Annotated in this window: 18 protein-coding genes and 5 tRNA genes; 15 read left to right on the top strand and 8 right to left on the bottom strand. The window is 70.7% G+C overall.

Translation table 11 applies throughout. The features are described from left to right. Nucleotides 1-203: 203 nt before the first annotated feature. From ACWY4P_RS16410 to ACWY4P_RS16395, 4 genes are all read right to left on the bottom strand, one after another. Nucleotides 204-791 carry a GTP-binding protein gene (locus tag ACWY4P_RS16410; RefSeq protein ID WP_456211289.1) on the bottom strand — a complete coding sequence of 196 codons (588 nt, stop codon included), beginning with the start codon at nucleotides 789-791 and terminating at the stop codon, nucleotides 204-206. Beyond that, the gene (locus ACWY4P_RS16405) at nucleotides 772-1,182 is read right to left on the bottom strand and encodes a DUF742 domain-containing protein (protein WP_456211288.1); all 411 of its coding nucleotides are present in this window, start codon (nucleotides 1,180-1,182) and stop codon (nucleotides 772-774) included. Before ACWY4P_RS16405 ends, ACWY4P_RS16410 begins: the two co-directional genes overlap by 20 nt. A 99-nt stretch (nucleotides 1,183-1,281) precedes the next feature. Then, a complete protein-coding gene (locus ACWY4P_RS16400) occupies nucleotides 1,282-1,695 on the bottom strand; it encodes a roadblock/LC7 domain-containing protein (protein WP_305257046.1) in 414 nt (137 codons plus the stop codon). A gap of 9 nt (nucleotides 1,696-1,704) precedes the next feature. Next, complete coding sequence (locus ACWY4P_RS16395) at nucleotides 1,705-5,592, bottom strand: nitrate- and nitrite sensing domain-containing protein (RefSeq protein WP_456211287.1); 3,888 nt, start codon at nucleotides 5,590-5,592, stop codon at nucleotides 1,705-1,707. A gap of 569 nt (nucleotides 5,593-6,161) precedes the next feature. Between ACWY4P_RS16395 and ACWY4P_RS16390 the strand changes: the two genes are divergently transcribed. The 8 genes from ACWY4P_RS16390 to ACWY4P_RS16355 all read left to right on the top strand — a co-directional run bounded on the left by ACWY4P_RS16390 (nucleotide 6,162) and on the right by ACWY4P_RS16355 (nucleotide 9,415). Continuing rightward, a complete protein-coding gene (locus tag ACWY4P_RS16390) occupies nucleotides 6,162-6,341 on the top strand; it encodes a hypothetical protein (RefSeq protein WP_456212940.1) in 180 nt (59 codons plus the stop codon). Nucleotides 6,342-6,467: 126 nt separating this feature from the next. After that, a complete protein-coding gene (locus ACWY4P_RS16385; protein WP_456211286.1) occupies nucleotides 6,468-7,262 on the top strand; it encodes a fumarylacetoacetate hydrolase family protein in 795 nt (264 codons plus the stop codon). Then, on the top strand, nucleotides 7,255-8,742 hold the full coding sequence (gene gltX, locus ACWY4P_RS16380; RefSeq protein ID WP_456211285.1) for a glutamate--tRNA ligase: 1,488 nt from the start codon (nucleotides 7,255-7,257) through the stop codon (nucleotides 8,740-8,742). The genes ACWY4P_RS16385 and gltX overlap by 8 nt, the downstream gene beginning before the upstream one ends. Before the next feature lie 197 nt (nucleotides 8,743-8,939). Then, a tRNA-Gln gene (locus ACWY4P_RS16375) sits at nucleotides 8,940-9,011 on the top strand. A 49-nt stretch (nucleotides 9,012-9,060) separates the two neighbouring features. Next, nucleotides 9,061-9,133, top strand: a tRNA-Glu gene (locus ACWY4P_RS16370). Nucleotides 9,134-9,172: 39 nt separating this feature from the next. Further along, nucleotides 9,173-9,245, top strand: a tRNA-Glu gene (locus tag ACWY4P_RS16365). 13 nt (nucleotides 9,246-9,258) lie between these two features. After that, nucleotides 9,259-9,330: transfer RNA gene (locus ACWY4P_RS16360), tRNA-Gln, on the top strand. Between the two features lie 12 nt (nucleotides 9,331-9,342). Next, nucleotides 9,343-9,415 (top strand) — tRNA-Glu (locus tag ACWY4P_RS16355). Nucleotides 9,416-9,467: 52 nt separating this feature from the next. Here ACWY4P_RS16355 and ACWY4P_RS16350 read toward each other — a convergent pair. Then, nucleotides 9,468-10,112 carry a MerR family transcriptional regulator gene (locus ACWY4P_RS16350; RefSeq protein ID WP_456211284.1) on the bottom strand — a complete coding sequence of 215 codons (645 nt, stop codon included), beginning with the start codon at nucleotides 10,110-10,112 and terminating at the stop codon, nucleotides 9,468-9,470. 94 nt (nucleotides 10,113-10,206) lie between these two features. On the opposite strand from ACWY4P_RS16350, the gene ACWY4P_RS16345 reads away from it, so the two are divergent. Then, the gene (locus ACWY4P_RS16345) at nucleotides 10,207-10,698 is read left to right on the top strand and encodes a DUF4188 domain-containing protein (RefSeq protein WP_456211283.1); all 492 of its coding nucleotides are present in this window, start codon (nucleotides 10,207-10,209) and stop codon (nucleotides 10,696-10,698) included. Between the two features lie 124 nt (nucleotides 10,699-10,822). Here ACWY4P_RS16345 and ndgR read toward each other — a convergent pair whose 3' ends face one another. After that, nucleotides 10,823-11,539: an IclR family transcriptional regulator NdgR gene (ndgR, locus tag ACWY4P_RS16340; RefSeq protein WP_456211282.1), complete on the bottom strand. Its 717-nt coding sequence runs from the start codon at nucleotides 11,537-11,539 to the stop codon at nucleotides 10,823-10,825. 141 nt (nucleotides 11,540-11,680) lie between these two features. Here ndgR and leuC point away from each other — a divergent pair, with 141 nt between their 5' ends. The 4 genes from leuC (at nucleotide 11,681) to ACWY4P_RS16320 (ending at nucleotide 14,793) form a co-directional block, all read left to right on the top strand. Beyond that, nucleotides 11,681-13,111 (top strand): 3-isopropylmalate dehydratase large subunit, encoded by a 1,431-nt coding sequence (gene leuC, locus ACWY4P_RS16335; RefSeq protein WP_456211281.1) that lies wholly within the window; start codon nucleotides 11,681-11,683, stop codon nucleotides 13,109-13,111. 6 nt (nucleotides 13,112-13,117) lie between these two features. Next, the gene (leuD, locus tag ACWY4P_RS16330) at nucleotides 13,118-13,711 is read left to right on the top strand and encodes a 3-isopropylmalate dehydratase small subunit (RefSeq protein ID WP_456211280.1); all 594 of its coding nucleotides are present in this window, start codon (nucleotides 13,118-13,120) and stop codon (nucleotides 13,709-13,711) included. A 126-nt stretch (nucleotides 13,712-13,837) separates the two neighbouring features. Then, nucleotides 13,838-14,083, top strand: coding sequence for an SCO5555 family protein (locus ACWY4P_RS16325; protein WP_014176104.1), 246 nt, complete (start codon nucleotides 13,838-13,840; stop codon nucleotides 14,081-14,083). 125 nt (nucleotides 14,084-14,208) lie between these two features. Then, nucleotides 14,209-14,793: an HU family DNA-binding protein gene (locus ACWY4P_RS16320; RefSeq protein WP_456211279.1), complete on the top strand. Its 585-nt coding sequence runs from the start codon at nucleotides 14,209-14,211 to the stop codon at nucleotides 14,791-14,793. 77 nt (nucleotides 14,794-14,870) lie between these two features. Here the strand turns inward: ACWY4P_RS16320 and ACWY4P_RS16315 are convergent, their stop codons facing one another. Next, nucleotides 14,871-15,083, bottom strand: a complete 213-nt coding sequence (locus ACWY4P_RS16315) for a hypothetical protein (protein WP_456211278.1) — start codon at nucleotides 15,081-15,083, stop codon at nucleotides 14,871-14,873. A 250-nt stretch (nucleotides 15,084-15,333) separates the two neighbouring features. Continuing rightward, nucleotides 15,334-15,978 carry a 2-phospho-L-lactate guanylyltransferase gene (cofC, locus tag ACWY4P_RS16310; protein WP_456211277.1) on the bottom strand — a complete coding sequence of 215 codons (645 nt, stop codon included), beginning with the start codon at nucleotides 15,976-15,978 and terminating at the stop codon, nucleotides 15,334-15,336. A gap of 171 nt (nucleotides 15,979-16,149) precedes the next feature. Between cofC and ACWY4P_RS16305 the strand changes: the two genes are divergently transcribed. Together ACWY4P_RS16305 and ACWY4P_RS16300 are read left to right on the top strand one after the other, a co-directional pair. Then, nucleotides 16,150-16,902 (top strand): lysophospholipid acyltransferase family protein, encoded by a 753-nt coding sequence (locus ACWY4P_RS16305; RefSeq protein ID WP_456211276.1) that lies wholly within the window; start codon nucleotides 16,150-16,152, stop codon nucleotides 16,900-16,902. Then, complete coding sequence (locus ACWY4P_RS16300; protein WP_456211275.1) at nucleotides 16,899-17,900, top strand: NAD(P)H-dependent glycerol-3-phosphate dehydrogenase; 1,002 nt, start codon at nucleotides 16,899-16,901, stop codon at nucleotides 17,898-17,900. The genes ACWY4P_RS16305 and ACWY4P_RS16300 overlap by 4 nt, the downstream gene beginning before the upstream one ends. Nucleotides 17,901-17,926 lie beyond the last annotated feature (26 nt).

The following is a 17,926-nucleotide window of genomic DNA, read 5'->3' as shown; positions in this document are numbered from 1 at the left end:
TGGACCAGAGATAAAACGGGCGTTACGGGTGAGACATGTCAAACGGCGAACTAATTGAGCGCGCAACGGAGCTGCCCGACCGCGCTCCGTATTGAATCCCGCGTTTTTCTCTGTCGAAACGTTATGAACGTCCGAGCGGGCCGTGTCGTAGGACACAGCCCGCTCCGGTCATCGGATTTCGGACAACTTATGGGAATTTACGCCTACTTCAGTCGAGCCATCAGTGCGTGCTCCACCAGTGTGATAAGCGCGCTCTTGGCCTCGCTGCGGTGACGGGCGTCGGTGATGATGATCGGGGTGTCCGGGCCGATCTGGAGTGCTTCGCGGACTTCCTCGGGGGTGTAGGGCTGGTGTCCCTCGAAGCCGTTGAGGCCGATGACGAAGGGCAGTCCGGAGTTCTCGAAGTAGTCGACGGCGGGGAAGCAGTCGGCGAGGCGGCGGGTGTCGACGAGGACGATGGCGCCGATGGCGCCGCGGACCAGGTCGTCCCACATGAACCAGAACCGGTCCTGGCCGGGCGTGCCGAACAGGTACAGGATCAGGTCGTCGTCCAGCGTGATGCGGCCGAAGTCCATCGCCACGGTCGTCGTGGTCTTGTCCTGCACATGGCTCAGATCGTCGATCCCGGCCGAGGCGGAGGTCATCACGGCCTCGGTGCGCAGCGGGTTGATCTCCGAGACCGCGCCGACGAACGTGGTCTTGCCCACGCCGAAGCCGCCCGCCACCACGATCTTGGCCGAGGTGGTCGCGCGGGTCGGCGGAGCGCCGCCGCTAGAGCTTGCGAAGTCCACTGAGCACCCTTTCGAGCAGTGTCACATCCGGGGTCCCGCCCGCGTCCGCGTTGCCGCCCGGCTGATGGATCGCCACCATTCCCGCCTCGGCGAGGTCGGCGACCAGGATCCGGGCCACCCCCAGCGGCATGTTGAGCAGCGCGGACACCTCGGCGACCGACTTGACCTCGCGGCACAGATGGCAGATCCGCTGGTGCTCGGGGAGCAGCCCCTGGAGATGCGCGGGGTCCGCCGTGGTGGAGACCAGCGCCTCGATGGCGAGCTGGTAGCGGGGCCGGGTCCGGCCACCGGTCATCGCGTATGGGCGCACCAACGGCTGGTCGCCTTCAGCCCCGTACGGCGATTGATGATGGCCGCCGTACGGGCCGGGCGAGGCAGGGGGCGGGGTCATGGGTCCTCCGGTCGGGACAGGTGACGGTGTTGCCGTCGGTCGGTGCCGTTTGGGGGGCGTTCGGCCTGTCAGCCGAGCGGGTGGGCGGCAGGTGGTCGGTCAGTTCAGCAAGCTGCCTTGCAGTTCGGCGCGCAGGTCCGGGGTGAGGACGCTGCCCGCGCGGTCGACCAGCAGGGCCATCTCGTAGCCGACGAGGCCGATGTCGCAGTCGGGGTGGGCGAGTACGGCCAGGGAGGAGCCGTCGGAGATGGACATGATGAACAGGAAGCCTCGTTCCATCTCGACGACGGTCTGGTTGACCGCGCCGCCTTCGAAGATGCGCGAGGCTCCGGCGGTGAGCGAGGTCAGGCCGGAGGCGACCGCCGCCAGCTGGTCGGCTCGGTCACGGGGAAAGCCTTCGGACATCGCCAGAAGGAGTCCGTCGGCGGAGACCACCACCGTGTGCGACACCCCGGGGGTGTTGTCCACGAAGTTCGTGATCAACCAGTTCAGATTCTGCGCCGCCTGGCTCATCGGGCTCAACTAACGCTCCTGCTGGTAAGTCGGGCCTACGCCGCGATCGTGATTGCCGTCCGGGCCGGTTCCGGCCCGGCGGCCCTGCTGGATCCCCCGGCGGAGGTTGGTCAGCCTCCCGCGCACGTCATCGGGCGCGCGCGAAACCTGCGGTCCGGCCGGCCGGGACTGCTCTTGCTGCGCGGCGCCTTCCACGAGATTCGCGCGAGGCACGCGACGCGGCAACCCGGAAGACGTCACACCGCCTGCCGCGGGCCCCTCGCGAAGCTGCTCGGCGCGGCGCCAGGCCTCGTCATTCGGCGACGTACGCCAGTTGGACCTCGGGCCACTGCCGTTCGCCCCGGGGCCGAAGCCGTCCGGTCCCGGTCCGGAGCCGTTCGGTCCGGAGCCGTTCGGTCCAGATCCGTTCGTTCCGGGGCCGGAGCCGTTTGTGCCCGGGCCGGTGCCGACTCCGGCGCCCGACGCGGGGCCCTCGCCGGTGCCCCGGGACGGCAGCCGCGGCTCGCGGCGCGGGGCGGGGGGTACGGCGGACGCCGGGCGGCCGGATTCCGGCGGCTCGGTGGTGAGCCGCCGGCCACCGCCCAGGGTCCCGCCGTCCTGCGAGCGGAACCAGTTCGACTCGATCGTGTCGAAGATCGGCGTCCGGCCGTCGCCGGGCCCCGCGGGCGGGAGCGCGCCGGGCTCCGCGGCGCCGCCGCCACCCGGGCCCTGCGGCAGCGGGAACTCCCCGGTGCCGGAGTTCTGGTCGCGCCCGACGCCCGGGCCGCCCTGGCGGTAGGAGCCGGTGTCGGCCTCCGGCCGCGGGGCGTTGAAGTCGGGCCGGGCGAACTCGGCGGTGTCACCGGGCCCGCGGCCGCCCTGCCCGGCGGGGTCGCCGAACCGGGGCTGGGCGAACTGACCGGTGTCGCCGGGGCCCTGGCCGAAGTCGGGCCGGGCGAATTGGCCGGTGTCACCCGGGCCTTGGCCGAAGTCGGGCCGGGCGAACTGACCGGTGTCACCGGGGCCTTGGCCGAAGTCGGGCCGGGCGAACTGGCCGGTGTCACCCGGGCCGCGGCTCGCCAGCGGGTCGCGGCCGCCGCCGTCGGCCTGGCCCGGCCGCGCGAACTCGCCGGTGTCACCGGGGCCGCGCCGCGGCTCGAACATGCTCGGCGCCTGGCCCAGCTGGGGCCGGGCGAACGGGCCGGTGGTGTCGTTCTCCTCGTGCCCGCGCGGCGAGTCCATCGCCTCGCGCGTGGTCGGCCAGTCGTCCTGGCCCGACCGGCGCGCCCCCCAGCTGGTGCCGGGCTGCTGCGGGCCGGGGAGCTCGGGCGCCGCGCCGCGCGACGGTAGCTGCGGGCGGCCGCCCTGGTCGCCGGGGGCCTCCGCGCGTATCGGGGCACCGGTCGGCGGGGCCACGGTCGGGCCCTCGCCACGTCCGTCGCCGCGCGAGGGGAGCGGGGGACGCCCGGCAAAGTCGCCGGGCGGGCCCGCCGGAGCGTTCCTCTGGCCCGGAGGCCGGCTGCCGCCCTCGAAGAAGTTCGGACCGGAGGGGGCGCCGCCCGAAGCGGGCGCGCCCGCGCCGACGGGGCGGGTGGGAAGTCCGCTGCCGGGCAGCGCGGCCCGCGAGCCGGAGCCGGGGACCTGCCGCCGCGACGGCAGGGAGCCCAGCATTCCGGCCGAGCCGCCACCGGGGGCGCCGGGACCGCCCGGGCCGCCGGGACCACCGGGGCCGCCCTGACCCGCGTTGCCCGGTGTCGGAGCGCCCGGCTTGTGGCCGCCCTGGGCGACGTCCACCGGCAGCATGACCAGCGCCGTGGTGCCGCCCGAGTCGGACGGCCGCAGCTGGATACGGATGCCGTGGCGCAGCGACAGCCGGCCGACCACGAACAGGCCCATGCGCCGGGAGACCGACACATCGACCGTGGGCGGGCTGGCCAGCCGCTCGTTGATCGCCGCCAGGTCCTCGGGCGAGAGCCCGATGCCGGTGTCGTGGATCTCGACCAGCACCCGGCCGTCGGGCAGCGCGTGACCGGTGACCTTGACCTTGGTCTGCGGCGAGGAGAACGAGGTGGCGTTCTCCAGCAGCTCGGCGAGCAGGTGCACCAGGTCGTTGACGACCCGGCCGGCCACCTCGTTGGTGGGGACGGAGCTGAGCTCGATGCGCTCGTACTGCTCCACCTCGGACGCCGCCGCGCGCAACACGTCGACCAGTGGGACCGGCCGGGTCCACCGGCGGCCGGGCTCCTCGCCCGCGAGGACCAGCAGGTTCTCGCCGTTACGGCGCATACGGGTCGCGAGGTGGTCCAGCTTGAAGAGCGAGGACAGCTGGTCCGGGTCGGCCTCGCGGCTCTCCAGCTCGGAGATCAGCGAGAGCTGGCGCTGGATGAGGCCCTGGCTGCGGCGCGAGAGGTTGGTGAACATCGCGTTGACGTTGCCCCGCAGCAGCGCCTGCTCGGCAGCCAGCCGGACCGCCTCGCGGTGCACGTCGTCGAAGGCCGTGGCCACCTTGCCGATCTCGTCCCGGCTGTGCACACCGACGGACTCCACGGAGATGTCCACGTCCTGCGGGTCGGACTCGGACAGCTGCTTGACCAGCTCCGGCAGCCGCTTCTGGGCGACGTCCTGGGCGGTGTCCTGAAGCCGGCGCAGCGAGCGGACCATGGACCGGGCGACGACGAACGCGCCGACCAGCGTGACGCCGAGGACCAGCAGGATCAGGGCCCCGTTGAGGATCGCGTCCTGCTGGGCTTCCGCGCGTAGATCACGCGCCTTCTGCTTCATCTCGCCCAGCAGCGTCTGCTCGATCCGGGCCATCTCATCGATCTTGATGGTGTCCTGGTCGTACCAGTCGATGGCGCTGCGCTTCTCGGCCTGGAGCCCTCTGGGGTCGCGTACCGCGCGGTCGGCGTACAGGGTCGCCGACTTGATGTCCGCGCGGCTGTCCAGCGGCTCCAGCAGGTCCTCGGAGTTGCCTTCGCGGATCTGGTTGAACCGCCGCAGCGCCTCCTCCTCCTTGTCGACCGCGGTCCTGGCGAAGCGGCGGTCGTTGGCGGAGAACTCGGGGCCCTTGGGGTCGGCGAGCGCGGCGCTGATGAGGGCGCGCTGGATCGAGGCGTACTCCTTGGCGGAGGAGAAAGTGGCCAGCGCACGGGTATTGTTGATCATGTCGCTGTTGCTGGTGGCCTGGGCCATGTCCTGGGACAGCAGCAGCAGTGAGTCGATCAGCTCGTTGTAGTCCTGGGCGGTCAGTGAGTAGTACTGATCGTCCTGATAGGCGGAGTCGCGGATCTGGCTGATATTGCCGAGCTGTTTGCTGATGTCGACGAGCGTGGACTGCACGCCCGCCAGCGCCTTGTCGCCCGGATCGAGGTCCTGGGTGGCCTGGTTGAACGCCGCCACCTCGCGGTCGGTCTTCTCGCGGGTCGCGACGACGCGGTCGTCCTTGGCGTTGCCCTTGCTCGCCAGCGGCGCCGCCGACTTGTCGCGCTCCTCCTGGAGGGCGCTCGCCAGCTGGGTGGCCTGCTGGGTCATCTCGGTCAGCAGCTTCATGCGGTCGAGCTGCTCGATGTTGTCCAGCGAGCTGTTGATACGCAGCGCGCCCAGGGTGGTCGCCGCGACCACGGGGAGGGCCAGCAGGGAGACCAGCCGGGTGCTGATGCGCCAGTTGCGCAGGGCGAGCCTGGCGCCCGGTCCGCTGGGGCTCTTCGACTTGGGCCGGCCGGCCGGTGGGGCACCGCCGGCCTGCGTAGTGGACTCCGGGCTCTGGTGGTCGGCCGGGGCCCGCCCGGTGACTTGGGCACGCGGGGGCGAGGAACCGCGGTCGGTCCCGCCGCGCGGCTCCGGGTCCGCCGAAGCTTCCCCTCGGCCCTGGCTGGCCGGGGGAGACCCCTTACCTTCCCTCTTGAAACGTCCCTGCACTAGTGTCGCAACCTCTGGACCAGGCGCTTCACCGGGTGTGCGGTGAAGCGGTGTCGAGTCGTGGGGGACGGTCAGGCCCCCCTGGCGGTCGTGAGTGACCGGCGCGCTTCCTTCCGTAGTCGAGAAGAGGAGCCACCGCCGCTCGGCGCCTCCCTCTCCTGCGCCCCCTGCGCGCCGGCTGTGTCCGCGGCGGTCCCGGGAATTCCAGCACAGTGCCGGATGCTGCAACAAGGGCAAGCGGAAAGGCTGTGACGGCCGTGACGCTCAGTACGGGATTTATTACCGGACGTAGAAAGCCATCTCGGCGATAACGGACTTTTTCCTGCGAGTTGCCCGCAAACAGCTCGTGTCCGGGTGGCGATGATCAAGATCGGAACGTCACCTTCGGAGCGGCAATGTCCGTTTCGGGGGCTTGGGGTAAGTGCCTTTAATGCGGCATTTGCCCGGGGAGTCGTGAGGAAACTCACAGAGCGATCACGACTTCTTTACCGGATCGGTGGGCAAAGGGGCCTCTAGCCTGACGCTTTACACAGCCGGTCAAAACGACAACCACACGAGGCATGACTCACGTGAAGACGACGATGATGTTCCGCACCATAGCCAACCCGCGGCGCACCACCCTGGCACACCTGAAGGACGCCGGTGAGTTGCAGACCGCGGCCGAGGAGCGCCCGGAGCACCCCGTCGACCTCCCGACGCAGACCGCGAACCCCAGGCGCACCATCCTGACCAAGGCGCCCAACAGCTGACCCGGCGGCCGCCCCCAAGCACCGGGGAGCCGCTCGCGGGCAGAATGCGCAAGGGTGCGCGGGACGCGGAGCGATAGCCTGGAGCGTCAGTCTCCAGCGAGTCCAGTGAAGAGGCAGCAGCTTCCCGTGCGCATTGCCAGGTTCTCCATCGACGGCAGCGTCGCCTTCGGCGTGGTCGAGGACGGGCCGTCCGCCCAGGACGGTCCTGTGATCGACATCATCAAGGGCCATCCGTTCGCCGAATTCGAGCGTTCGGGCCGGACGATCCCGCTGAGCGAGGTCCGGCTGCTGCCGCCCGTCCTGCCCAACAAGATCGTCGCGATCGGCCGCAACTACGCCGAGCACGCCGCCGAGCTGGGCAATGAGGTCCCCGACGTCCCGGTCGCCTTCTTCAAGCCGTCCACCTCCGTGATCGGCCCCGGCGACCCGATCGTCTACCCCTCCTTCTCCCAGGAGGTGCACCACGAGGCCGAGCTGGCCGTGGTCATCGGCCGGATGTGCAAGGAGGTGCCCAGGGAACGCGTCAAGGACGTGATCCTCGGCTACACCTGCGCCAACGACGTCACCGCGCGCGATGTCCAAAAGCGCGAGAAGCAGTGGGCCCGGGCCAAGGGCTTCGACACCTCCTGTCCGCTCGGCCCCTGGGTGGAGACCGGCATCGACCCCGCCGACATCAGCGCGGGCCTGGGCATCGGCTGCACCGTCAACGGCGAGCAGCGCCAGCTCGGCCGTACGAGTGAGATGGTGCGCCCGATCGAGGACCTGATCGTGCACATCACCGAGGCGATGACGCTGCTCCCCGGCGACGTCGTCCTCACCGGCACCCCGGCGGGCGTCGGACCGCTCAGCGTCGGCGACGAGGTCGCCGTCACCATCGAAGGCATCGGCTCTCTCACCAACAAGGTGATCAAGCGTGGCTAGCGCAACCCCCTCCGCTCCCGTGCGGGTACGTTTCTGTCCCTCGCCGACCGGCAACCCCCATGTCGGCCTGGTCCGCACCGCCCTGTTCAACTGGGCCTTCGCCCGGCACCACGGCGGCACCCTGGTCTTCCGTATCGAGGACACCGACGCCGCCCGCGACTCCGAGGAGTCGTACCAGCAGCTCCTGGACGCGATGCGCTGGCTGGGCTTCGACTGGGACGAGGGCCCCGAGGTCGGCGGCCCGCACGCCCCGTACCGCCAGTCGCAGCGCATGGACCTCTACCGGGACGTCGCGGAGCGGCTCCTGGAGAGCGGCCACGCCTACCGCTGCTACTGCACCGCCGAGGAGCTGGACGAGCGCCGCGAGGAGGCCCGGAGGGCCGGCCGGCCCTCCGGCTACGACGGCAAGTGCCGCACCCTGACCGCCGAGCAGCGCGCCGCCTACGAAGCCGAGGGCCGCTCGTCCATCGTGCGCTTCCGGATGCCCGACGAGCCGATCACCTTCACCGACCTGGTGCGCGGCGAGCTCACCTTCACGCCGGAGAACGTGACGGACTACGGGATCGTGCGGGCCAACGGCGCCCCCCTCTACACGCTCGTCAACCCGGTGGACGACGCGCTGATGGAGATCACCCATGTGCTGCGCGGCGAGGACCTGCTGTCCTCCACCCCGCGCCAGATCGCGCTCTACCGCGCCCTCGCCGACATCGGCGTCGGAGGCGGCGCCGTGCCGGCCTTCGGCCACCTGCCGTATGTGATGGGCGAGGGCAACAAGAAGCTCTCCAAGCGCGACCCGCAGTCCTCGCTGAACCTCTACCGGGAGCGCGGGTTCCTCCCCGAGGGCCTGCTCAACTACCTCTCCCTGCTGGGCTGGTCGCTGGCGCCGGACCGGGACGTCTTCTCGCTCGACGAGATGGTCGAGGCGTTCGAGATCGCCGAGGTGAACGCCAACCCGGCGCGCTTCGACCTCAAGAAGGCCGAGGCGATCAACGCCGACCACATCCGGCGGCTGGATGTGAAGGCGTTCATCGAGGCGTGCGAGCCCTGGCTGAAGGCGCCGCACGCGTCCTGGGCCCCGGAGGCCTTCGACTCGGCCGCGTTCGAGGCGCTGGCTCCGCTGGCCCAGACCCGGCTGACGGTCCTGTCCGACATCACCGCGAACGTGGACTTCCTCTTCCTCGACGAGCCGGTGGAGGACGAGGCGTCCTGGACGAAGGCGATGAAGCCGGGCGCGGACACGCTGCTCGCCTCGGTCCGTACCCGGGTCGCCGAGGCCGAGTGGAACGCCGAGACCCTGAAGGCGGCGGTCCTGGCGGCCGGCGAGGAGCAGGGCCTCAAGCTGGGCAAGGCCCAGGCGCCGGTGCGCGTCGCCGTCACCGGACGCACGGTCGGCCTGCCGCTGTTCGAGTCCCTGGAGGTCCTGGGCCGCGAGCGCACGCTCGCCCGGATCGACGCGGCGCTGGCGAAGCTGACGGCGTAGGCGCTCTGCGCGCACTTCACCCGCGCAGGGGGCGGTTGCCGGGTCCCGGTGGCCGCCTCTGCCGTCTGTGGCACGGCGATACTCGTTTTGGTGGCCCGTCCACCATCGGGTAATGTTCTTCCTGCGCCGCCCGGGCGGGCCGAGAGGCCGGACCGGGGCGCAAGCCAGACAAAACCCCCAAAAGGGTGGCGTTTTGGTGGGGTATGGTGTAATTGGCAGCACGAGTGATTCTGGTTCACTTAGTCTAGGTTCGAGTCCTGGTACCCCAGCAAGGGATTCTTCCGGTTTTCCCGGAAATCCCTTGATCAGTAGGACCAAGCCCCCGTTGTGTAGCGGCCTAGCACGCTGCCCTCTCAAGGCAGTAGCGCCGGTTCGAATCCGGTCGGGGGTACGGATCTCTTTCATCTTTCCGGAGATGGAGATCGCTAGGGCCCCCGTTGTGTAGCGGCCTAGCACGCCGCCCTCTCAAGGCGGTAGCGCCGGTTCGAATCCGGTCGGGGGTACTGGTCTATACCATGGGCTATGGTGTAATTGGCAGCACGAGTGATTCTGGTTCATTTAGTCTAGGTTCGAGTCCTGGTAGCCCAGCGCAGTACTCAAGCCCCCGTTGTGTAGCGGCCTAGCACGCCGCCCTCTCAAGGCGGTAGCGCCGGTTCGAATCCGGTCGGGGGTACATTTCGGAAAGCCCTCCGTGTTTCTCACGGGGGGCTTTCTTGCGTCCGGAGTCAATCCTTGAAGCGGCGACCGGATTCCTCGGTCTCCGCGAGCCGCCGCAGGGCCAGCAGTACCGGCTCGTACAGCACCGTCAGCGCGACGACCGCCTCGATCCGCTCCGTGGGGGAGCCGCCGTACTTCTCCACCAGATCCAGGTCCGCGACGGCCAGTTCGGCGGCCAGGCGGGCGTGCAGCAGCAGATGGTCGATGTCGTGCGGATAGCCGAGGCGGGCCAGCGAGGCGATGGCCGCCACCAGCATCCCGTACGCGGGGGAGGTGTCGCCCAGCTCCTGGCCGTACGTCCAGCCGAGCCGCTCCAGCAGGGCGTCGACCTGGCGGCGGGCGTCCTCCGTCTCGGGGTCGTCCTCGGCGGGCTCGGGGCCGTGTGGCAGCGCCCAGACCGCGGCCCCCATCCGGGTGTTCTGGGGCAACGACTCGTCCTCGGCGGTCTCCAGCACCTCGCGGGCGGTGGCCACCGGCACCCGGCCCACCTGGATCAGTGCCCGCACCAGCCGCAGTCTGCGCAGATGCTCCTCGCCGTACTCGGCCTGGGTGGCGCTGACGCGTTCGCCCGGCGGCAGCAGTCGCTCGCGCAGGTAGTACTTGATCGTCGCGGTGGACACCCCGCTGCGCTCGCTCAGCTCCTTGAGACGCATCCACTTGCCTTCCTGGTTGGAGAGTGGCACTATCCAAGCATTGGATAGTGCCGCTATCCGAGATTACCGCGTTGTGAGGGATGAGGGGATCGCCATGGGTGCCAAGCCGATAGCCGGGCGCATGACCGCCGACGCCGAGGGCGGGGTGACCGTCTTCATGATCGGCATGCGCATCAACCGCTTCCGGGCGCTGCGCAGCTGGGTGCCGGTGTTCCGGTCGATGCCGCGGATGCTGCGCGAGCTGTCACGGGACAAGGACAGCGGCATGCTCGGCTACCACCTGCTGTTCGGCCCGCCCCGGGTGATCTATCTGGTCCAGTACTGGGAGTCGCACGAGAAGCTGCTGGCGTACGCCGTGGACCAGGACAAGGAGCACCGGCCGGCCTGGACCGCGTTCAACCGGCGGCTGCGGGAAGGCCGGGGCAAGGTCGGCTTCTGGCATGAGACCTTCGTCGTCCCGGCCGGCGCGCACGAGTCCGTCTACATCAACATGCCGGAGTTCGGCCTGGCCAAGGCCATCGGCGTCATCCCGGTCGGCCGCCGCGGCGACCGCGCCGCCGACCGGCTGAGCCTGAAGGGCGCCTGACCGGCAGCCTTTTTGAGGGCTAGGTTCTCCCCCAGCTACCGCTGGGAGGTGCCCCCTCCGGGGCGCTGCAGCCCCTTCGGTTCACTCGCCGGGGCTGCTGCCGGGAGGCGCCCCCGGCCGGGGCTCAGTTTCCCCGGCGCAGGGCGTCTGTCAGGCGCGCGGCGGCGTCGATGACCGCCTGGGCGTGCATCCGCCCCGGGTGCCGGGTCAGCCGCTCGATCGGGCCGGACACCGAGACCGCGGCGACGACGCGGTTGGAGGGGCCCCGTACGGGCGCGGAGACCGAGGCGACGCCGGGCTCCCGCTCGCCGATCGACTGGGCCCAGCCGCGCCGCCGTACGCCCGACAGCGCGGTCGCGGTGAAGCGGGCCCCCTGGAGCCCGCGGTGCAGCCGCTCCGGCTCCTCCCAGGCCATCAGGATCTGGGCCGCGGAGCCGGCCTTCATGGGCAGGGTCGAGCCCACGGGCACGGTGTCCCGCAGTCCGGACAGCCGTTCCGCCGCCGCGACGCAGATGCGCATGTCGCCCTGGCGCCGGTAGAGCTGCGCGCTCTCTCCGGTCACGTCCCGCAGGTGGGTGAGGACCGGGCCCGCGGTGGCGAGCAGGCGGTCCTCGCCCGCCGAGGCGGCCAGCTCGGCCAGGCGCGGGCCGAGAATGAAGCGTCCCTGCATGTCACGCGCCACCATCCGGTGGTGCTCGAGTGCTACCGCGAGCCGGTGCGCCGTGGGGCGCGCGAGACCGGTCGCCCCGACCAGCCCGGCGAGGGTGGCCGGACCGGACTCCAGAGCGCTCAATACCAGAGCCGCCTTGTCGAGAACGCCGACGCCACTAGAGTTGTCCATGAAACGATATTCGCGTCTCACACTGTGAAACGCAAGTTCAATTTACGAGGCGACGCGCCACTCTGTAATGGCGGGCCCGCAGACCAGGGCGCGCAGTACACACGAGCAGGGCCGGCGACGTTGCCGGCCGGAGGGAAAGCGATGGGACGGACACTCGCGGAGAAGGTCTGGGACGACCACGTCGTCCGGCGCGCCGAAGGCGAGCCCGACCTCCTCTTCATCGATCTGCACCTGCTGCACGAGGTGACCAGCCCGCAGGCCTTCGACGGCCTCCGCAAGGCAGGCCGCCAGGTCCGTCGCACCGACCTCACCATCGCGACCGAGGACCACAACACCCCCACCCTCGACATCGACAAGCCGATCGCCGACCCCGTCTCCCGGGCCCAGTTGGAGACGCTGCGCAAGAACTGCGCGGAGTTCGGTGTGCGGCTGCACCCGCTCGGCGACGTCGAGCAGGGCGTCGTCCACGTGGTGGGCCCCCAGCTGGGGCTGACCCAGCCCGGCACCACCGTCGTCTGCGGTGACAGCCACACCTCCACCCATGGCGCCTTCGGCGCGCTCGCGTTCGGCATCGGCACCAGCCAGGTCGAGCATGTGCTGGCCACCCAGACGCTGCCGCTCGCGCCCTTCAAGACCATGGCGATCACGGTCGAGGGCGAGCTGCCCGAGGACGTCACGGCCAAGGACCTGATCCTGGCGATCATCGCGAAGATCGGCACCGGCGGCGGCCAGGGTTATGTCATCGAGTACCGGGGCTCCGCCGTCGAGAAGCTGTCGATGGAAGCGCGGATGACCGTCTGCAACATGTCCATCGAGGCCGGCGCCCGGGCGGGCATGATCGCCCCGGACGAGACCACCTTCGCGTACCTCGAGGGCCGCCCCCACGCCCCCCAGGGCGCCGACTGGGACGCCGCCGTGGAGTACTGGCGCACGCTGCGTACCGACGACGACGCGGTCTTCGACCGCGAGGTGGTCATCGACGCCGCCGAGCTCGCGCCGTTCGTCACCTGGGGCACCAACCCGGGCCAGGGCGCGCCGCTGTCGGCCAGCGTCCCCGACCCCGCCACCTTCGAGGACGCCAGCGAGCAGTTCGCCGCCGAGAAGGCCCTGGAGTACATGGGTCTGACGGCTGGTCAGGCGCTGCGGGACATCAAGGTCGACACCGTCTTCGTCGGCTCCTGCACCAACGGCCGCATCGAGGACCTGCGCTCCGCCGCCTCGGTCCTGTCCGGCCGTTCGGTGGCCGACGGGGTGCGGATGCTGGTCGTCCCCGGCTCCGTACGGGTCGCCCTACAGGCCGTGGAGGAGGGGCTGGACAAGGTGTTCACCGCGTCCGGCGCCGAGTGGCGGCACGCGGGCTGTTCGATGTGCCTGGGCATGAACCCGGACCAGCTGGCGCCCGGCGAGCGGTCGGCGTCCACCTCCAACCGCAACTTCGAGGGCCGGCAGGGCAAGGGCGGCCGCACCCACCTGGTCTCCCCGCAGGTGGCCGCCGCCACCGCGGTCCTCGGTCATCTGGCCTCGCCCGCCGACCTGTCCGACGCCGACGCAACCGTTCCCGTGGGGGCCTGAGCAGACATGGAAGCATTCACCACGCACACCGGCCGGGCCGTCCCGCTGCGCCGCAGCAACGTCGACACCGACCAGATCATTCCCGCGCACTGGCTCAAGAAGGTCACCCGCGACGGCTTCGAGGACGGGCTGTTCGAGGCCTGGCGCAAGGACGCGGACTTCGTGCTCAACCGGCCCGAGCACAAGGGCGCGACCGTGCTGGTCGCCGGCCCCGACTTCGGCACCGGCTCCTCGCGTGAGCACGCGGTGTGGGCGCTCCAGAACTACGGCTTCAAGGCTGTCGTCTCCTCGCGCTTCGCCGACATCTTCCGCGGCAACTCCCTCAAGAACGGCCTGCTGACGGTGGTGCTGCCGCAGGAGACCGTGGACCGGCTGTGGAAACTGATCGAGACCGACTCGTCGGCCGAGATCACCGTGGACCTGGTCGACCGCCAGGTTCGAGCCGAGGGCATCACGGCTGATTTTGAGCTTGACGAGAACGCCCGATGGCGGCTCCTGGAGGGGCTGGACGACATCAGTCTCACCCTCCGGCAGGAGGCCGACATCACCGCGTACGAGGCGCTGCGGCCGACCTTCAAGCCGAGCACGGTTGAGGTCTGAGCCCCCCGGGTCTTCCCTGTACAGAGCATGTTTGACACGATGCGTCGCCAGTCCTCGGACCGGCGGCGCATCGGCATGTTGAGGCCCCCTGAAGCGACAACTCGCCTCAGATGGCACAATCAGTGCATGGAACGCGACGGTCAACTCGAGCTCTACGGGCTTGTCGCGGACCGGCTCAAGGAAGCGCACACAAGGGTGCGCTCACTGCAAGTCCCGGAGGGCGTACGGATGGCGCTGTCCCGGAAGCTGCTGGTCATCACGGCCGCGGCGAAACACGATCTCGCGGACGCGGCGCGGCGTCTGGAGCGGTTGATGAACGACCTCGACGAGGGACGTTTCCCCCAAGATCCTGACTCCGACGGAAGTCCATGACATCCGAGTGCGTTGCGGCACAAGGGTGATTAGCCCGTTTCGTGTTTGATTTGCGGTATATATCTGCCTAACGTGCGAAAAAGCTTGAACACATTCGTTCTGGCAATGTCTCCGAAGGGGAAGACGTGAACAAGGCGCAGCTCGTAGAAGCGATTGCCGACAAGCTCGGCGGCCGGCAGCAGGCTGCCGAAGCGGTCGACGCGGTACTGGACGCGATGGTCCGTGCGGTCGTCTCCGGGGAGCGAGTTTCGGTCACCGGATTCGGCTCGTTCGAGAAGGTCGAGCGTCCGGCTCGTTACGCCCGTAACCCGCAGACCGGGGAGCGTGTCCGGGTCAAGAAGACCTCGGTGCCCCGCTTCCGTGCGGGCCAGGGGTTCAAGGACCTGGTGAGCGGCTCGAAGAAGCTCCCGCGGGGCGGCGAGGTGGCCGTGAAGAAGGCCCCCAAGGGCAGCCTCCAGGCCGCGGCGAAGAAGGCGGCGGCCAAGAAGGCCACGGCGAAGAAGGCGGCCCCCGCCGCGAAGAAGGCGGCGGCCAAGAAGGCCCCCGCGAAGGCGGCGGCGGCGAAGAAGGCGCCCGCGAAGGCGGCGGCGAAGAAGACCACGGCCAAGAAGGCGGCCACGGCCAAGAAGGCGGCGGCGAAGAAGGCTCCGGCGAAGAAGGCCTCGGCGCGCAAGACCACCGCCAAGAAGACCACCGCCCGCAAGCGCTGACCTGCCGGTCAGCGGCATCCGGCGGCGGCGTCACGCGTCGGGCCGGGCTCCCCTGAGGAGCCCGGCCCGCGGTGCGTTCAGAAGGTCTGGAGGGTCACCAGCACGACGCGGCGCCCCTCGGGGGCTCCTTCGAGCCCTTCCACCTCGATCCGCACCCGCTGACCGGGCCGCAGCAGCCGCAGCCCCCCGGCGTCGAAGGCCGCCGCGTCGAAGGGCAACGGGGTCCCGTCGTCCAGCAGCACACTGCCGGCGCGGGTCTCGGGGTCGTACGTGTACGCGGTCGCCTGCATGCCGCCAGCCTAGAGTCTGCCGCGGCCACTGGACGCCCGAGCCCCTGGCGAGTGATCCGAAGGGGCGCGGCCGCCCGCGCCGGAGGCGCTGATGTGCGCTGTGAAAGGGAGAGCGCGCGGAGGCCCTGAGGCTGCAATCGCCACGCGGCGGAGCCGCATAACGACTGCAGCCGGCTCCGCCGCGCGAAGGGCCGAGCACGGTCGACCGTCGACAGGGGCTAAGGCGCCCCGGCGGGGGCACCTCCCAGCGTTAGCTGGGGGCGAACCGAGCCCTGAAAAAGGGGGCGTGGCGGGCGGTGTGCGGGCCCACGCCGAGGGCCAGCGCGGCACGCAGGTCCTCGCCCGTATCCACGTCGCGCCGCACCGAATCGACCTCCCGCAGCCGTATCTCCCGCGCCCCCGACGCCCGGTGCCGGGCCCGGGAGGGCCCGCCGAACGCGGGGGACAGCTCCACCCCCGGCGCCGCCGCGAGCAGCGTCGTGCCCACCCCCGCCGCGTCCGCCAGAAAGGCCCGTGGAAAGGCGGAGGCGGCGTCGAGCACCTGCTCGAGCTCCGTGGGCCGCAGGGCCGGGAGATCGGCGTTCAGGACCGCCACAGCGGCCGTCGGGAGCCGCTGCCGCACGGCCAGGGCGCCCTGCGCGAGCGCCGCGTTCAGACCGCCGCCCGGCGGGTCCGGGAGGATCCGGGCGCCGAGGGCCGACAGCTCCCGCCCCGCGAGCGGGTCGTCCGTGACGACCGTCACCCCGCGCACGGCCCGGCACGCCAGCGCGGCACCCACCGTGTCCTGCGCGAACGCGAGGGCGAGCCCCGGCCGCAGCTCGTCCCCCGCGGCGTCGGCGAGCCTGCTCTTGGCCCGGGACAAGGGCTTCAGCGGCACCACCAGCGTCCACGCCACACGGGCTCCATCGCTTCCCACGGGCCTCATTCTCGCCTGCTGCCGGAGCCGCCGGGGACGTGCGGGGTTACGGTGTCCTCGACAGACCGGGTACCTGGGGCGACACTTGTGCGGCTGCCAGGACGGCGGCAAAGCCAGCAGGTCAGCGGGTCCAAGAGGAGGATGTTCCGAGTGTCCGGCCGCAGAATCGGCTTCTGGTACCGCATGGCGGCGGTCCTGGTGAAACCGCCGCTCGTGGTCCTCTTCAAGCGGGACTGGCGCGGAATGGAGCACATTCCCGCCCAAGGCGGATTTATCACCGCCGTCAACCACAACTCACATCTCGATCCCTTCTCCTACGCCCACTTCCAGTACAACACCGGGCGCGTGCCGCGCTTCCTCATCAAGGCCGGCGTCTTCAAGGGCGGCTTCGTGGGCGCCTTCCTGCGCGGGACCGCGCAGATCCCCGTCTACCGGGAGTCCACCAACGCGGCGAACGCCTTCCGGTCCGCCGTGGACGCGGTCAACAAGGGCGAGTGCGTGGCCTTCTACCCCGAGGGCACCCTCACCCGCGACCCCGCGCTGTGGCCCATGCGCGGCAAGACCGGCGCGGCGCGCGTCGCGCTGCTCACCAAGGCGCCGGTGATCCCCGTCGCGCAGTGGGGCGCCAACGAGGCGCTGCCGCCCTACACCAAGCGGCCCCGGTTCTTCCCCCGCAAGACGCTCACGGTGCACGCGGGCCCGCCCGTGGACCTGTCCGCGTACTACGGCAGGGAGCCCACCGCCGAGGTGCTGCGGGCCGCCACCGACGACATCATGGCGGCGGTCGCCGAACTCCTCTCCGAGGTGCGCGGGGAGCCCGCGCCCATCGAGCGCTACGACTACCGGCCCGGCACGTCCCGCGCCGCCGAGGACCCCCCCGCGGCCGATGAGGAGAGCAAGTGACGCGCTGCGCCGTCTACGGCACCGGCTCCTGGGGCACCGCCTTCGCGATGGTGCTCGCCGACGCCGGCTGTGAGGTGACGCTGTGGGGCCGCCGGCCCGGCCCCGTGGAGGCCATCAACACCACCCGCACCAACCCCGACTACCTGCCGGGGACCGAGCTCCCGCGCTCGGTGCGGGCCACCACCGACCCGGCGGAGGCGGCCCGCCGCGCCGAGTTCACCGTGCTCGCCGTGCCCTCCCAGACGCTGCGCGGAAACCTCGCAGAGTGGGCGCCGCTGCTGCCCGCCGACACCGTGCTCGTCTCCCTCATGAAGGGCGTGGAACTGGGCACCGCCAAGCGGATGAGCGAGGTGATCGAGGAGGTCGCCAAGGCGTCCCCGGAGCGGGTCGCCGTGCTCACCGGGCCCAACCTGGCCAAGGAGATCGCCGCCCGCCAGCCCGCCGCCTCGGTCGTCGCCTGCCGCGACGAGGACGTGGCGCGCCGCCTCCAGGCCGCCTGCCACACCCCGTACTTCCGCCCGTACACCAACACCGACGTGGTCGGCTGCGAGCTCGGCGGCGCGGTCAAGAACGTCATCGCGCTCGCCGTGGGCATCGCCGACGGCATGGGGCTCGGCGACAACACCAAGGCGTCGCTGATCACCCGGGGCCTGGCCGAAACGACCCGGCTGGGGCTGGCCATGGGCGCCGACGCGCACACCTTCGCGGGCCTGGCGGGCATGGGCGACCTGGTCGCCACCTGCTCCTCGCCGCTGTCCCGCAACCACACCTTCGGCACCAACCTCGGCCGGGGCATGACGCTCGAGGAGACCATCGCGGCCACCAAGCAGACCGCGGAGGGCGTCAAGTCGTGTGAGTCCGTGCTCGATCTCGCCCGGCGGCACGACGTCGACATGCCGATCACCGAGACGGTGGTGAGCGTCGTGCACGACGGCAAACCGCCGCTGGTGGCGCTGAAAGAGCTGATGTCGCGCAGCGCCAAGCCCGAGCGGCACTGACGAGCCCCGGACCGCAAGGTAACCTC

The sequence above is a fragment of the Streptomyces sp. LZ34 genome (genome assembly GCF_053890475.1).
Note: the sequence above shows the minus strand (reverse complement) of the source record. Positions and strands in the feature narration are given on the sequence as shown.

Coding starts and splice junctions, on each gene's coding strand:
- ACWY4P_RS16345 (WP_456211283.1), top strand. CDS start 10,207: ATGGGTGCCAAGCCGATAGCCGGGCGCATGACCGCCGACGCCGAGGGC.
- leuD (WP_456211280.1), top strand. CDS start 13,118: ATGGAAGCATTCACCACGCACACCGGCCGGGCCGTCCCGCTGCGCCGC.
- ACWY4P_RS16350 (WP_456211284.1), bottom strand. CDS start 10,112: ATGCGTCTCAAGGAGCTGAGCGAGCGCAGCGGGGTGTCCACCGCGACG.
- leuC (WP_456211281.1), top strand. CDS start 11,681: ATGGGACGGACACTCGCGGAGAAGGTCTGGGACGACCACGTCGTCCGG.
- ACWY4P_RS16405 (WP_456211288.1), bottom strand. CDS start 1,182: ATGACCCCGCCCCCTGCCTCGCCCGGCCCGTACGGCGGCCATCATCAA.
- ACWY4P_RS16325 (WP_014176104.1), top strand. CDS start 13,838: ATGGAACGCGACGGTCAACTCGAGCTCTACGGGCTTGTCGCGGACCGG.
- ACWY4P_RS16315 (WP_456211278.1), bottom strand. CDS start 15,083: ATGCAGGCGACCGCGTACACGTACGACCCCGAGACCCGCGCCGGCAGT.
- ACWY4P_RS16400 (WP_305257046.1), bottom strand. CDS start 1,695: ATGAGCCAGGCGGCGCAGAATCTGAACTGGTTGATCACGAACTTCGTG.
- ndgR (WP_456211282.1), bottom strand. CDS start 11,539: ATGGACAACTCTAGTGGCGTCGGCGTTCTCGACAAGGCGGCTCTGGTA.